We start from the raw sequence: 14,608 nt of genomic DNA on the forward strand, positions 1-14,608 counted from the left end.
CAAAATACGGCCTCCCCTCGCGGGTACGGCCGTATTTTTTATTTGAAAACAATCTATTGATTAATCAAATAATCCAGCGGATTTGTCGGGATTCCGTTTTTGCGAACTTCAAAGTGCAAATGCGGTCCGGTTGAGAGTCCGGCGCCCGGTGTGCCGGGCATTCCCCCGGAAAGGCCGATTATGTCTCCCCTCTCCACGAATTCATCAACCTTAACACTAATCTTTGAAAAATGTCCGTAAACCGTGGAAATGCCATTGGCATGAAGAATCATGACAAAGTTGCCGTACATTTTGCCCTGCTTGGCCCAGACAACATATCCCGGGGCCGCAGCGGCCACCGGAGTCCCCTGGTACACGCGCAAATCAATGCCTGAGTGTTCAAACAAATAACGGAACGGATAAGTCGGGTCATGAAAATATGCGGTTATGCCGCGTGCCGGACTCACCGGCCAGGAAAGCAGCGTGTCCGCTCCGCCGGAAAAAGCCTTATCCATGGCTTCTATCTTTTCGCGGAGAGTATCTTCAAGCGAAGAAACCTGATTATCAATATATTGTTTTTCCTGTCGGATGTTATTCAGCAATTCGCGGTACATGCTCTCGGATGATTGAGTATCCTCAATAAGAATATTTTTCAGATTAAACTCTTCAAAAAGACTTTCCTGATTAAGTTCAAGTTGGATTTTTGATGCTTCGAGCTGAGTTTTTTTAGTCTCGCGAAGTGACCGCTTGGTTTCAAGATCGGTTTTCAGGCCTTTGATTTCCTCAACCGATGTCTGTAAATCGGCCTGGATGTCTTCCAGATACTTAATTTGATCAAAAAATTCGGAAAATGAATCATTCGCCAGCAGCACCTCGAGATATGTGCGCTGGTCCAGCTTGTTAATCCGTTGGATCAGTTTAGTGAGAGACTCTTTTTGTTTTGATATCAATTCTTCTTTTTCGGCAATTTGCTTTTCTAACAGCGAAAGCTCCAGGTTGATTCCTTCAAGTTCGGTTTTAACGATTTGAATATCCAATTCGGCCTTGGCAATGCGATTCTCGACCATTTCCATCTGTTCTTGCAATGAAGATATTTCCGACTGCTTGGATACGATTTTTTGCTTGTAAATTTCCATCTGCTGAGACAGATTGTCAACAAGGTCCTGCTTTTCCTTCACCTGCTCGTTGAGAGCCTCGATTTCATCCTTGTTCGGCGATGATCCTTCTTCGCTCGATATGCTCACTACGCCATTCTGCGCGAATGCCTGATTGAAATCAACAAAAATTAAAACCGCTGCGATTATCAAAATCAGGCATTTATAATATTTTGAATGGATTCTTTTCATGATTCAAGTTTAGAGATCGCTTCCTGGATGCGCTGCAATGAAATTTTTTTGCCCAGTATTTCGGCGATGTTAAACGGCGGTGGTGATTTTTCAAGTCCAGAGAGAGCTACCCTCATCGGCCAAAGCACAGGGCCGTTTTGGAGATTGTTTTGCATAATCCAATCTTTGATTGTCTGCTCCAGGTTCTCGGCAATAAATTCGTCTTCGGGTATGGGTTCCATTAGAGCGAGCAGACCGCGCAGATTTTCAGCGGCTTCGAGCGGGGTCATTTTTTTCCAAACGAGCAGTTCTTTATCATAGTGTAGCGATTTTTTGAAGAAAAGCCCAGAATCATCGGCAATGTCTTTGAGCGTATTCGCGCGTTCGCGCATGAGCATGACAATCTTCGCGAGCCAGTCAAGTTTTTCTTCGGCCTCCGGGGCGTCAATCAGCTGATTTGCGATAAAATACGGGACGCACAGGCGCGTCAGTTCCATGGGGTCTTTTCCGCGGATATAGTGGTTATTGAGCCAGTTGAGTTTTTCCACGTTGAATACCGCGCCGGATTTATTGATGTTCCGGAGATCAAATCGTTTCATAAGTTCAATCCGCGGATATATTTCGCGCTCTGAACTCGGATTCCAGCCGAGCAGAGCCACGAAGTTTATGATTGCCTCGGGCAGATAGCCGTTTTTTGCATAATCGCTCACCGCCACGTCTCCCTGGCGCTTGGAGAGCTTGCTACGGTCGGGATTTAACAGCAGCGGCAGATGCGCGAATTGCGGCGGTTTCCAGCCGAATGCCTTGTACAGAAGAATATGTTTGGGCGTGGACGGCATCCACTCATCCCCGCGGATCACGTGCGTGATGCGCATGAGATAATCATCAATCACATTGGCCAGATGATAGGTCGGAAAGCCGTCGGATTTTATAAGTACCTGATCATCAAGTTCGGAGTTTTTAAATTCAATGTCGCCGTGGATAATGTCATTAAATTTAGTCGTCCCCTGCTCCGGCACGCGGAGACGGATGACGTGCGGAATATTTTGTTTCAATTTTGCATCCACGTCCGCGGCCTTGAGGTCGCGGCAAAGTCCGTCATATCTCGGCGGCTGTTTTTTTTGGATTTGATCTTCGCGCATTGCCCGTAAACGGTCTTCAGTGCAAAAGCAATAATATGCCCTGCCTTGGGCAATCAGATCCTGGGCATGCCTTTTATATAAATCAAGGCGTTCCGACTGGCGATAAGGCCCGAATTTGCCGGTTTGATCAACCTCGCCGTCACGAAGCACCATTCCTTCGTCAGGCATGAGATCGGCCCACCCAAGGCTCTCCAAAATATTTTTTTCGCCGCCGGCCACGGTCCGCGTCTGATCCGTATCCTCAATTCTGAGAATAAACGTTCCCCCGCTGCGCCGCGCGAAAAGCCAGTTATAAAGCGCGGTGCGCAGGCTGCCAATATGAAGAAGACCGGTCGGACTGGGCGCGAATCTGACCCTTACTTTTTTCTTGAAAAACATAATCTTGTTTTTATAACTAAATAGGTGAAGATAATTATGGCTTTATAAATTCGCGGCAGACGGATCATGGGCTCTTGGGCGAGCCGCCAGAGCCATTCCAGGCCGGTTTTGCGCATTATTTTCGGCGCTCTTCTTATTCTACCGCAAATAAAGTCAAAAGTCCCGCCCACGCCGATTGCGAGCTTAACCGACGGCAGGCGTGCCTTAAAATCGTTAATGAATTTTTCCTGCCACGGGTGCCCCCGTCCGATTATTAGTATACTCGGATTTGCGGATGCGATTTTTTCAATCAGCCCAGTCTCAATCTCCCACTCACCTGCAAATTTCGCGAGCCGTCCGCCCGACTCGGCTCCGCAGATGTTAATTCCCGGAAAAGTGTCTTTGATAATTTCGGCAGTTCGTTTGGCGATTCCCGGCAGTCCGCCGAGCAAAAAAACCGGCTGATTTCGTTTTTTCGCGAGTTCCAAAATGTCCCAAACCAGATCCGCGCCGGAAACGCGGTTGATTTTGCCAAGTCCCAGAATCGTGGCGGCCATAATTATGCCGAATCCGTCGCTCACCGCAATATCCGCGCGGTTTAAAATATCGCGGAATTCGGTGTCGTTCTGCGCGTCAACAATCATTTCCGGATTCGGAGTGACGATATAGTGAAATCCAGTGGAAGTCAAAAAGCTTTCCGTCTTGCTGATCAGCGCGTCGCGCTCGAGATTATCAAGATTAATGCCAAGAATATTAATTTTCATGTTTCAGTTCAAAACTTTTTATAATCGTGTATTCCGCGCCGTCTGCCTCAAGATTGCTCTGCATTAGTTCAAAGCTCCGGACCGTCCACGCGAGCCCGGGAACTTCCGGCAGATCCAAATTGAGCCGTGTGCCGGAATCTTTGTTGCGTGCCACGGTCAGGTGAGTCCGCCACGGCCGGCGGTCAATTTCAAATCCGGCCCGTTCAAGCTGGCGGCCGATTTCGGTTTGTATGTCGGCAAGAGAATTTTCAGTTCCAAGGCCGATGAATACAACGCGCGGGAATTCAAGATCCGGAAACCCGCCCCAATCCCCTGTCTGTATTTTTGAGCCGCTAAATTGACCGGCGGCATGTTCGCCGATCTTGATAATTCTTTCAATGTCATCCTGCTCCAGTTCGCCTAAAAAATGCAGAGTCAGGTGCACGGATTGCGGCTTAACCCAGCGCAGACCGGGAAAATCATTGTCTTCGCGCGCCCTTGTCAGAATCGGAGCCAATTCACGCTTGATTTCATCCGGCAAATTAATGGCCAAAAATACTCTCATACAGGCATATTTTAGCAAAAATAAACGGGTTTGACAATATAAAAAGTTTATATTATAGTGGATTTAGCACTCTAACGCTCTAACTGCTAAAAATTAACCATCTATTTTTTTGCTATGTTACCGCAAAATTTTACTACCAAGTCGCAGGAAGCCCTGCAAAATGCCCACATGCTCGCCTCCGAAGCCGGCCAGGTTCAGCTTGAACCGCTTCATCTTCTCCTCGCTCTCATTGAGCAGGAAGAAGGCGTGGTTGTGAATGTCTTGAAAAAACTGAATATCAGCCCGGATGAGATAAAAGCACTGGTTCGTTCCGAGCTCTCGGCAATGCCCCGCGTTCAGTCTCCGGAGCGCATGGCCGGCGGCGTTGGCCAGATCTATGTCTCTCCTGGCCTTTTTAAGGTTATAAAACAGGCCGAAAAAGAAGCCAAGGATTTTAAAGATGACTATATTTCCACCGAACATATTTTGCTCGGCCTCATTCAGGTGAAAAGCGAGGCCCAGGAAATCCTGGCTGAATTTGGGGTTAACTATGACCAGGTTCTCAAGGCCCTGAAAGACGTGCGCGGCACGCAAAAGGTTGATTCGCCCGAACCCGAATCGCGATACCAGACAATTGAAAAATACTGCGTCAATCTGACCCAGATGGCGCGCCAGGAAAAGCTGGACCCAATTGTCGGCCGCGATCAGGAAATCCGGCGCGTTATGCAGGTATTGTCCCGCCGGACCAAGAATAATCCGGTCCTGATCGGCGAAGCCGGAACCGGCAAAACCGCGATTGTTGAGGGCCTGGCGCAAAGAATTATCGCCGGCGATGTTCCGGAAAGCCTTAAAAATAAAGAAATCGTTTCATTGGACCTCGGGTCGCTTGTCGCGGGCACCAAATTCCGCGGCGAGTTTGAAGACCGCCTCAAAGCGCTGATTAAAGAAGTCAAGGATTCAGAAGGAAAAATTATTTTATTCATGGATGAACTCCATACCCTGGTCGGCGCCGGCACTTCGGAGGGCAGCTCGCTTGATGCGTCAAATATGCTCAAGCCCTCGCTCGCCCGCGGCGAACTCAAGGCAATCGGCGCGACCACTCTCCGTGAATATCAAAAGCACATTGAAAAGGACCAGGCCCTGGAACGCCGCTTCCAGCCGGTATTTGTGGCCGAACCTTCGGTTGATGACACCATCGCCATTCTCCGCGGCATCAAGGAAAAATACGAAGTCCACCACGGCGTGCGCATCACCGACCCGGCGATTATCGCGGCCGCGGAATTATCATCGCGCTATATTACCGACCGGTTTTTACCGGACAAGGCCGTTGATTTGATCGATGAAGCCGCTTCGGCCCTGCGCATGGATATTGATTCCATGCCCGAAGAGCTGGATAAGTCAAAACGCCAGATTGTGAAGCTGGAAATCGAAAAACGCGCCCTTTCCAAAGAAGACGACAAGCGCTCCAAGGCGCGCCTCAAGGAACTTGAAAAAGATCTCGCCGAACTCAAGGAAAAATCATCCGAATTCGAGCTTGCCTGGAAATCGGAAAAAGATGTTATCCAGAATTTTCGTGAAATTAAGAAAAAGCTGGATGTTTTAAAGCAGGAATCCGATATCAAGGAAAGAAAGGGCGACCTTGAGGCCGTGGCCAAGATTCGCTATGCTGAAATCCCCCGCCTGCAGAAAGAAGCCAAGGAACAGGAAAAGCGCCTGCGCGACCTTCAAAAAAACCGCGGCCTGCTCAAAGAGGAAGTCACGGAAGAAGACATTGCCACGGTTGTTTCGCGCTGGACCGGCATTCCGGTCGCCAAAATGCTGGAAACCGAAGCCGGCAAGCTGGTGCGGCTCGAGGATGAGCTCGGCAAGCGCGTCATCGGCCAGCGGGAAGCCATTGTTGCCGTTTCAAACGCCATCCGCCGTTCGCGCGCCGGCATCGCCGAAGAGCAGCGCCCGATCGGTTCGTTTATCTTTCTCGGGCCGACCGGCGTGGGCAAAACCGAGCTCGCCCGGGCCTTGGCCGAATTTCTATTTAACGATTCCGACGCCCTGATCCGCATGGATATGTCCGAATACATGGAAAAGCACAGCATCTCCAAAATGATTGGTTCGCCGCCGGGCTATGTGGGTTATGACGAAGGCGGCCAGCTTACCGACACAATCCGCCGCCGCCCTTACTCGGTTATTCTTTTTGACGAAATCGAAAAAGCCCACCCGGATGTGTTTAATATGCTTTTGCAGATTTTGGAAGACGGCCGTCTGACCGATGCCAAGGGGCGGGTCGCGAATTTCAAAAACACGATTATCATCATGACATCAAACGTGGGCTCGGAGTTTATCCTCAATATTTCAACCAAGAAAGGCCGCATTGGTTTTGAAGACGCCGAAGAGCGCACCGAATCGTCCGACTACGCGGAAATGCGTACGCGCGTCATGGAAATGCTTAAAGAAAATTTCAAGCCCGAGTTCCTGAACCGCGTTGACGATATCATCATCTTCCATTCCCTCTCCCCCGCCGATATCGCGGCGATTGTTGAGCTGCAGATTGAAAATGTGCGCCGGCGCATCGCCAAAAAGAATATCAATATAAAAATGACCGAAAAGGTAAAAAAACACCTGTCCGAAAAGGGTTACGATCCGTCCTTCGGCGCGCGTCCCCTGAAGCGCCTCATCCAGACCGAAATCCTCAATCCCCTGGCCATGGCCATTATCCAGGGCAAGGTTAAAGAGGATGAATCCGTGGTTATTGATCTGGACCGGAGCGGCAAAGTGGTGTTCAAATAAATCTTTTCCATTACCGAAACGTTAATCAGATAGGCATGGCGGTTGAATTCAAGCTACTGGATTCCCGCTTTCGCGGGAATGACGATGAGCGGTGTATTCCGTTTTTTTCGTCATTCCCGCGCAGGCGGGAATCCACAGTGTAAAAGCACATTATCTCTAAATAATTTATAGTCAGACATAAAGTACGAAATGAGAGAGTCTCTCACTATCGTCTTGACACGGCGAGTAAAACGTGATAATATTTCATGTGGTCAAGATGCGGCACTACTCCTTGGTGTATGGGGACGCCCAAGAAAGATAACCCCAAACCACTGGAGGAACCCATGACTCGTTTCAAAGGTCTGTCCCTTGAGGAAAGACGGAGACTATACCTCCGGCCTATGTCTGAGCGGGCGGCCGAACAATTACGAAATGCGAGTCTTTCCTCTGCATGGCTCTGGCGATATCGTCGGGACCCTTTGGAGGAGGAAAAAGAGGAGCAATCCTCTGAATCCGAATCCAAACCCGAGTAACCTCATCCGACCGTCTTCCCCGACCTCGCGCGTCACCCCTGGGTGGCGTGCTTTTTTTATTGCCAAATTTGGAGAATTTTGCTATAATTTAAGCGCAAATTATTAAAAACTTATCATGAAAACGATGCTAAAAATCGCCAATTTTACAGTAATAATTTCATTTTTATTGCTGCCCCTCTCCCCGGCTCTGGCCGCGGAATTCAATCCCAATTATGTCATCAGTGACGACGATATGACCGAGTACTCCTCAATGGGGCTGGTTGATGTTCAGAATTTCCTGGAGAGAAAAAGCAGCTATCTTGCCAATTATGTTACCCTGGACACGGATGGTTCAATCCGCCGCGCTTCGGAAATTATTTTCCGCATCGCCAATTTGTATTTTATAAATCCGCAGTTTCTTCTCGCACTGATTCAAAAGGAGCAGAGCCTGGTTGAAGACCCGGCACCGACCGAGAAGCAGCTTGACTGGGCCGCCGGTTACGGAGTTTGCGACGACTGCACCACCGACGATCCGGCCATTCAGCGCTGGCGTGGTTTCGCCAAACAGGTCCGTTCGTCGGCCATGCAGTTCCGCGAAGGTTATCTCACCGACCTCGCTCAGATCGGCCGTACCAACGCCGGCCTGGCGCCTGGCGAAGTGACTGTAATTGACGGTCAGCTCGTGACGCCGGTCAATAACGCAACCGCGTCGCTTTATTCCTACACCCCGCATCTTGAGGGCAACGAGAACCTGTGGCGCATCTGGCAGCGCTGGTTTACTTTAATGTATCCGGACGGCTCCTTGCTTCAGGCCCAGGGGGAAGATGGTGTTTGGCTGATTCAGTACGGGCAAAAACGCGCTTTCCTGTCAAAGGCGGCTTTGCTCTCAAGATATGACATCGGTAAAATTATTTCCGTATCCCAATCCGACCTTGACCGTTACGAAGACGGAAAACCCATTAAATTCGCCAACTATTCGCTGATCCGGTCGCCGCGCGGCACCGTGTTTCTTATTGACGGTGACAACCGGCGCGGCATTGTGTCCTGGGAAACGTTCCGCGCCATCGGCTTTAATGCGGATGAAATCATCAATGTGACCTGGGAGGATATCAACATGTACGCAGAGGGAGATGCCATTACCATGGAAAGTGTTTATCCGAGCGGCGCGCTTTTGCAGAACAAATTGACCGGCGGAGTATATTGGGTGCAGGATGCGAAAAAATATCCAATTTGGTCACGTGAAATTTTGAAGGCAAATTATCCTTATTATACGATCACGGCGGTTTTACCGGCTGAGCTTGATAAATACGAAACCCAGACGCCGGCCAAGTTCCGCGACGGCGAACTCGTTAAAGCCAAAGGCGATCCCGGAGTCTACGTTGTGAGCGAGGGCGCGATTCGTCCGATTCCTTCAGCCGAAATATTCGAGCGCATGGGATACAAGTGGGAAAATATCATTGAAACTTCGGCTAAAGCCCTCTCCCTTCACCCAATCGGCGAACCTTTATATCTGATTACCGGCGAAGTTGAAACAGCCGGCCAATAAACCCGTCCCTGCGGCAATGCCGCAGGGCACCAGGGCGGGTTTTTTAGACAAAGTGTCGGCTCCGCCGACCTTATCAAGCATAATTGCCCCGATAGTCATCGGGGCATCTAATAAATCTTTACTATGATTGTTTTTGCATCTTTCTGTCCCCATCCCCCCATTCTTATCCCGAGCATCGGCAAGGAAAATACCGTTAAGCTGAAAAAAACTGCCGATGCATATGGTCAGCTTGAACAGGGTTTTACTGCCAGCCGGCCGGATACAGTGGTAATCGTTAGTCCCCATGGTATTGTCTACAAAGACGCTTTTTCAATAAATCTTTGTGATAATTTTTTCGGCGGATTTGAAGAATTCGGAGATTTTTCAATAAAAACCGAATACCCTGCCGATTATTTGACGATTGAACGCGCTCAACGCCATTTGCGGAACCGTAAAATCGCCGTCAAACTTGATACATGCGCCAAGCTTGATCACGGCGTGACCGTGCCGCTTTATCTCCTGGCAAAGAATTGGACGAATTTTAAACTAGTGCCGATTGTCTATTCCGGACAAGGATTGAAAAGCCATTTTGAATTCGGTCAGGAGCTCAAGGAAGCGCTCGCCGAATCTAACGATCGGGTTGCCGTGATTGCTTCCGGCGACCTGTCGCACTCGCTCACGAGCGATGCCCCGGCCGGTTACAATGAATTCGGAAAACAGTTTGACGACAAGATTCTTGAGCTGGTGGCGAACCAAAACAGCGCCGCCATGATTGGCATTAATGAAAAAATGATCGACGGCGCGCATGCATGCGGCCTTCGTTCGCTCGTAATGCTTTTCGGGATATTGCACGGAACCGAATGCCAGTCCGAAATACTTTCCTACGAAGCGCCATTTGGCGTCGGATATCTCGTGTGCCGCTTTAAATTTGCTTAACTATGTATGCCAAGGTAGCGCCTAGCTATCGCATGCCTCTTGAACTGGACGTTTTTGATTATCTGGTTCCAAGAGAACTGGAATCCGTGCTCAAGCCGGGTTTTTTTGTAATGGTGCCATTTCGTGGCCGGTTGATCCAGGGCGTTGTTTGGGAATTAAGCGGCACGCCGTCGATTAAAAGCGAAAAGATTTTGTCAATCCATTCTGCGATTACGCGGCAGGAGCTGTTTGATGAATCGGATTTAAAACTTCTTGAATACGCGGCCGAATATTATCTTGTATCCAAGGGCGCGTTGGTAAAGGCCGTGATACCGGATGCGCCTAAGCGATTCCGGGAGGAGCCTTTAAATGATTCACGCGGCAGCCAAAATATTGCCGCCGGATTCGGCCCATCCCCTCTCCTTGATCGCCTGGCCGTCAAACCGGCTTTGTTTTTATATCAGGACAAGCGTCGGATGCTTGAAGAAATCAGAAATTGGATTGCTGATAAATTCAGCGCGAAAAATCAATTTTTGATTCTTGAACCGCAGATTAAATCCATTGAACAAACCGCGGCTTACCTCAATGAATCATTCCCTGGCGCGGTCGCGAGTCTGCACAGCGGCCTTTCCAGAGGGTCGTATTGGAAAAACTGGATTGATTTCGCGTGCGGAAAAAAATCAATCCTGGTAGCGTCCCGCGTTGGAATATTCGCGCCGTCGGCGAATTTAACGGCCATATTCGTTATTGATGAAGAAATGCCGGATTTTAAGCAATATGATCAAAATCCGCGCTATGATGCCCGGTCGCTCGCTCTCAAAGTCAGCGAATCACGGAAAATACCGGCCGTCTTTTGTACCGGCGCGCCTCGGCTAGAAACATGGCATGCCGCAAAGAACCAGGGCTGGTTGGTTATTGAGCAGAAGGGCAAGGATTCAGCCGTTTCAACGATTGACTTGAAGTTTGAAAGGCAGACGCATAATTTTTCCCTGCTGTCCGACCGTTTGCTTCAGGCCGGGCTGGGGGCTTTACAAAATCATCAAAAAGTGCTACTTTTCTTTAATCGCCGCGGCTGGGCAACGAGCACGATTTGCCGCGATTGCGGTTATGCCTATTTGTGCCCTGAATGCCAAATTCCGCAGATTGCGCACAAAAACCGCCTGGTATGCCATCATTGCGGCGAGAGCCGCGATATTCCCCTCGCCTGCGACAAATGCGGCGGAACAAATATTAAGATGGTCGGCGCCGGTACCGAAACGCTCGAACGGGAAATAAAAGAATCATTTGGAAATTACCGCATTCTCCGCCTGGATAAAGATGTTGACACGCCGATCCGTTACAATCTGGACGACTATGACGTTATTCTGGGCACCAATTATCTTGTCAAAGAATATTACGGCGAAATTCTGCAACAAAAAATCGGCGTGGTGGGAATAATCAATTCGGATAATTTATTCAACATTCCCGACTTTCGTTCAACCGAAAGGGCGTGGCAGGAAATCCGGAAGATTAGGAACCTAGCCGGCGCGCTTGGCGCGGAGATATTTATTCAGACAATGAGGCCGGATAATAAGGTTCTACAAAGCGTTGATTCGCCGGATAATTTTTTCCGAGACGAAATCGCGGCGCGTCAGTCATTTAATTACCCCCCATTCACCAAGCTCATTAAGCTGATCATTCAGAATACAAACGAAGAATTGGCCCAAGGTTTGGCGCAAAGGATTTATGCCGAGCTTGGCGCACTCGTCCAAAAAGGCGCAGAAATACTCGGGCCGTACCCGGCAACTCCGAAAAAAATCCGCGGCCAGTTCAGGATTCTTATCACTCTTAAGATTCCACGCGATATGGACAAGAATTTTCTAAAAACATACGCAAATGATATAATTATCGATGTTGACCCGGAATTTATACTAAGTTAATATGCCAGTCTTAAAAATCTTTACTCACCCGAGCGCTTACTTACGAACCAACAGTTCGCGCGTCAAGAAGAAATATTTGGAAATCGATGAAGCCCAGCGGTTTATTGATTCTATGATTGAGACAATGCACGCGGCTAAGGGTATCGGTCTCGCCGCTCCGCAGGTGGGTAAAAACATTAGAATAATCGTTGCCATGGACGGCGAAAAGCCGCTCGTATTTATTAATCCAAAACTTTATCGCAAGTCTTTGCGTAAGGTTGAGGTGGAGGAAGGCTGCCTCTCCCTGCCCGGCGTCTGGGGCATGGTAAAACGCCACGCCGCGTTGTCGGTTTCCGCTACGGACCGGAAGGGTAAAAAATTCCGTATGCGCGCCAAGGGCGGCATGCTCCCAATCATCTTGCAGCACGAAGTAGATCATTTAAACGGTATTTTGTTTATTGATCGCATTAAGAAATGTTCGTCTCTCCCAACGAAATAAACATGGTAGAATCCACAAAACCATTACGTGTAATATTTATGGCCACGCCGGCATTCACCCTGCCGGTGTTTGAGGTTTTGACGCAGGACAAGCGATTTGAGATTATCGCGGTTTATACCCAGCCGGATAAGCCAGCCGGACGCCACGCCATTCCCCTGCCCCCGGCCGTAAAGCTCCGGGCATCGCGCCATGATATACCGGTCTTTCAGCCCGAGAAGTTCAATAATCCGACCACCATCCGCCAGATCGAACTTCTGGAGCCGGATATAATTCTTGTTTTTGCCTACAGCCACTTTTTGCCCAAGGAGGTGCTCGCCATCCCCAAGTTCGGCTGCGTGAACATCCATCCTTCGCTTCTGCCGCGCTGGCGCGGTCCGTCGCCGGTCGCCTTTGCTATATTGAACGGCGATAAAGAAACTGGCGTAACTTTCATGCTCATGAATGAAAGGATGGACCAGGGGCCCGTAATTTTGCGATTTCGCGCGCCCATCGCTCCGGCAGATAACCGAGAAGATCTGACCGCCCGCCTGTCTGTTTTGGCCGCAGAAAGATTACCGTCCGTATTGATTGACTGGACCGAAGGAAAAATCAAAGCACAGCCGCAGGAAGAAAATAATGCCACATATTCAAAACTTCTGTCGCGTCCGGACGGCAGGATTGACTGGAAAAAAACCGCGGTGGAGATTGAACGCCAAATTCGTGCCTTCTCGCCGTGGCCGGGCGCGTTTTGTTCCTGGGGCGGCAAACAGCTGAAGATATTGAAGTCTTCCATTGATTCAACGGCGACACTTCCGCCCGGTCAGGCGCGTATCGCAAATAAAAATTTGATTGTCGGAACCGCTCGCCAAGATATAAAAATTCTTGCCCTTCAACCCGAGGGCAAGAAACCCATGAATATTAAAGATTTTTTGAATGGCGGTCCGAAGATTGACGGCTCGATATTATCCTGACGTCCGATCGCGTTCCAGATAGCACGACATGAGGAGAAGGTAGCCGATTCCCAGCGGATGGTTGAGATACGGCGTAAAAAAATTCGTAATAAATAAAACAACAAGCCCGATCGTAAGGGCCAGCGGCATGACATTGTCGCTGTTTTTTAAATATGCTACGATTCCGGTTTTTCCCAACCGTACCATTAGCCAGAGATAGGCCGCGATTCCGAGTATGCCGATTTTATACCAGATGTCCAAAAGCCCCCACTCCATGGCTGAAGTGGTATATTCGCCGGTCGGATATTCGGCGCGAACGCGCGGGTCGTTTGAAATATAGGTAACCTGGGCGCCAAAACCCTGTCCCAGAAAAGGTTCGTTGATTATCCCCTGCCACAATACGGGCAGGAGATTCCAACGGCTGGAAGCCGCGGCTTCGGCTCCGATATCCGCTCGTTCAAGAAGCATCGTGCCAAGTGAGCCGGCCCCCGGCGTGGGAATCGGAAATTTAACCACGGCGGCGATTAGCATGAATCCAATGCAAAGTGCGAGTAGCCCGAGCGTGGCGCGGCCGATAATCCGTAAAAAAGATATTTTCCTAATCAGGGCGAAAATAAAAATGATTGGCAGAGAAACCGCGGCGCCAAGCCAAAAGCTGCGCGACAAACTAATTAAAACAACCGCCGCGCCGACCGACATGAATATAATCAGCAGTTTTTTTTCCAGTGGATTGAGCTTGTCGCGGTGAAGAATAAGAATCGCGACAAGTATGGAGAGCCCAATCAATGGATAAATTTGTGATTGGAAAAATACGCGAAAAATATTTGACATCATGAGCGTAATTTCACCAACGCCGGTGTTGCGGATCCAGTGGTAAAGAGGCCAGACGGCCCACTCAATGTTGTGTGAGAAGAAGTAAAGAACCAGCATTGTTTTTGCGGAAAGCCAGATATAAGAGGCGGCCGCCGCGGTCCAGAGACGGTTCCAGGTATAATCACCGCTAAGGAATTCATACCAGATCGGCAGATATAAGAAGAAAATATAGGCGTTAAAATCAAAAAATATATTTGATAATCCGTTTTTTCGAAGCAGGGCATTAATAAGGCCGACGATTAGAAATGCAAAAAATATAAGATAAGGAACAAGAAACTTAGAGTGGAGAAACTTGATCCGGCGGGTCATGATAACACCGGTAAGCCATAGTGCGGCCATTATGCCAAAAATCACCATGCGGCCGGAAATCATGTAACCATTTATATCCATGTGAAAAAGATATCCCATGCCGCCGATAAAAAGTTCAATCGCGGATATTACCGCCGCGGTGCGCGGGTTGACCACGCCGACGCATGAAAATAGAACCGCAAGGGCAATAAAGCCCGCGATATTGAGATAATTTGGCGAATAATACAGAGCAAAAGAAACAATTTCAAAAGTTGCGATGTAGAGAATTACTGTCCAGAAAGTTTTTTTGTCCATA

11 protein-coding genes are annotated in these 14,608 nt (G+C 49.1%); 6 read left to right on the top strand and 5 right to left on the bottom strand.

Annotated features, from left to right (window positions below; genetic code table 11):
• Window positions 1-53 precede the first annotated feature (53 nt).
• The 4 genes from PHW53_03435 to thpR are packed head-to-tail and all read right to left on the bottom strand — an operon-like array spanning window position 54 to window position 4,111.
• Complete coding sequence (locus tag PHW53_03435; GenBank protein MDD4995487.1) at window positions 54-1,325, bottom strand: peptidoglycan DD-metalloendopeptidase family protein; 1,272 nt, start codon at window positions 1,323-1,325, stop codon at window positions 54-56.
• Window positions 1,322-2,824: a glutamate--tRNA ligase gene (gltX, locus tag PHW53_03440; protein MDD4995488.1), complete on the bottom strand. Its 1,503-nt coding sequence runs from the start codon at window positions 2,822-2,824 to the stop codon at window positions 1,322-1,324. The genes PHW53_03435 and gltX overlap by 4 nt, the downstream gene beginning before the upstream one ends.
• Window positions 2,803-3,567 carry a WecB/TagA/CpsF family glycosyltransferase gene (locus PHW53_03445; GenBank protein ID MDD4995489.1) on the bottom strand — a complete coding sequence of 255 codons (765 nt, stop codon included), beginning with the start codon at window positions 3,565-3,567 and terminating at the stop codon, window positions 2,803-2,805. Before PHW53_03445 ends, gltX begins: the two co-directional genes overlap by 22 nt.
• Window positions 3,557-4,111, bottom strand: a complete 555-nt coding sequence (thpR, locus tag PHW53_03450; protein ID MDD4995490.1) for an RNA 2',3'-cyclic phosphodiesterase — start codon at window positions 4,109-4,111, stop codon at window positions 3,557-3,559. The genes PHW53_03445 and thpR overlap by 11 nt, the downstream gene beginning before the upstream one ends.
• Before the next feature lie 114 nt (window positions 4,112-4,225).
• Between thpR and clpB the strand changes: the two genes are divergently transcribed.
• From clpB to fmt, 6 genes are all read left to right on the top strand, one after another.
• On the top strand, window positions 4,226-6,874 hold the full coding sequence (gene clpB / locus PHW53_03455) for an ATP-dependent chaperone ClpB (protein ID MDD4995491.1): 2,649 nt from the start codon (window positions 4,226-4,228) through the stop codon (window positions 6,872-6,874).
• A 627-nt stretch (window positions 6,875-7,501) separates the two neighbouring features.
• Window positions 7,502-8,911, top strand: a complete 1,410-nt coding sequence (locus tag PHW53_03460) for a hypothetical protein (GenBank protein MDD4995492.1) — start codon at window positions 7,502-7,504, stop codon at window positions 8,909-8,911.
• Window positions 8,912-9,034: 123 nt separating this feature from the next.
• Entirely contained in the window at window positions 9,035-9,826 is a 792-nt protein-coding gene (gene amrB / locus PHW53_03465) for an AmmeMemoRadiSam system protein B (protein MDD4995493.1), read from the top strand.
• Between the two features lie 2 nt (window positions 9,827-9,828).
• Window positions 9,829-11,724: a primosomal protein N' gene (gene priA, locus PHW53_03470; protein ID MDD4995494.1), complete on the top strand. Its 1,896-nt coding sequence runs from the start codon at window positions 9,829-9,831 to the stop codon at window positions 11,722-11,724.
• A gap of 1 nt (window position 11,725) precedes the next feature.
• On the top strand, window positions 11,726-12,202 hold the full coding sequence (gene def / locus PHW53_03475) for a peptide deformylase (GenBank protein MDD4995495.1): 477 nt from the start codon (window positions 11,726-11,728) through the stop codon (window positions 12,200-12,202).
• A 2-nt stretch (window positions 12,203-12,204) separates the two neighbouring features.
• On the top strand, window positions 12,205-13,152 hold the full coding sequence (fmt, locus tag PHW53_03480; protein ID MDD4995496.1) for a methionyl-tRNA formyltransferase: 948 nt from the start codon (window positions 12,205-12,207) through the stop codon (window positions 13,150-13,152).
• On the opposite strand, the gene PHW53_03485 is transcribed toward fmt, so the two are convergent.
• Window positions 13,144-14,607, bottom strand: a complete 1,464-nt coding sequence (locus PHW53_03485) for an O-antigen ligase family protein (protein ID MDD4995497.1) — start codon at window positions 14,605-14,607, stop codon at window positions 13,144-13,146. The genes fmt and PHW53_03485 overlap by 9 nt on opposite strands.
• Between the last annotated feature and the right edge of the window lies 1 nt (window position 14,608).

This window comes from Patescibacteria group bacterium (assembly GCA_028710985.1).
Lineage (GTDB): Bacteria > Patescibacteriota > Patescibacteriia > JAHJFT01 > JAHJFT01 > JAQTTB01.

Excerpts from the sequence above, each read along its gene's own strand:
- priA (MDD4995494.1), top strand. The coding sequence starts at position 9,829 with ATGTATGCCAAGGTAGCGCCTAGCTATCGCATGCCTCTTGAACTGGAC.
- def (MDD4995495.1), top strand. The coding sequence starts at position 11,726 with ATGCCAGTCTTAAAAATCTTTACTCACCCGAGCGCTTACTTACGAACC.
- PHW53_03445 (MDD4995489.1), bottom strand. The coding sequence starts at position 3,567 with ATGAAAATTAATATTCTTGGCATTAATCTTGATAATCTCGAGCGCGAC.
- PHW53_03460 (MDD4995492.1), top strand. The coding sequence starts at position 7,502 with ATGAAAACGATGCTAAAAATCGCCAATTTTACAGTAATAATTTCATTT.
- fmt (MDD4995496.1), top strand. The coding sequence starts at position 12,205 with ATGGTAGAATCCACAAAACCATTACGTGTAATATTTATGGCCACGCCG.
- thpR (MDD4995490.1), bottom strand. The coding sequence starts at position 4,111 with ATGAGAGTATTTTTGGCCATTAATTTGCCGGATGAAATCAAGCGTGAA.
- clpB (MDD4995491.1), top strand. The coding sequence starts at position 4,226 with ATGTTACCGCAAAATTTTACTACCAAGTCGCAGGAAGCCCTGCAAAAT.
- amrB (MDD4995493.1), top strand. The coding sequence starts at position 9,035 with ATGATTGTTTTTGCATCTTTCTGTCCCCATCCCCCCATTCTTATCCCG.
- PHW53_03485 (MDD4995497.1), bottom strand. The coding sequence starts at position 14,607 with ATGGACAAAAAAACTTTCTGGACAGTAATTCTCTACATCGCAACTTTT.
- PHW53_03435 (MDD4995487.1), bottom strand. The coding sequence starts at position 1,325 with ATGAAAAGAATCCATTCAAAATATTATAAATGCCTGATTTTGATAATC.
- gltX (MDD4995488.1), bottom strand. The coding sequence starts at position 2,824 with ATGTTTTTCAAGAAAAAAGTAAGGGTCAGATTCGCGCCCAGTCCGACC.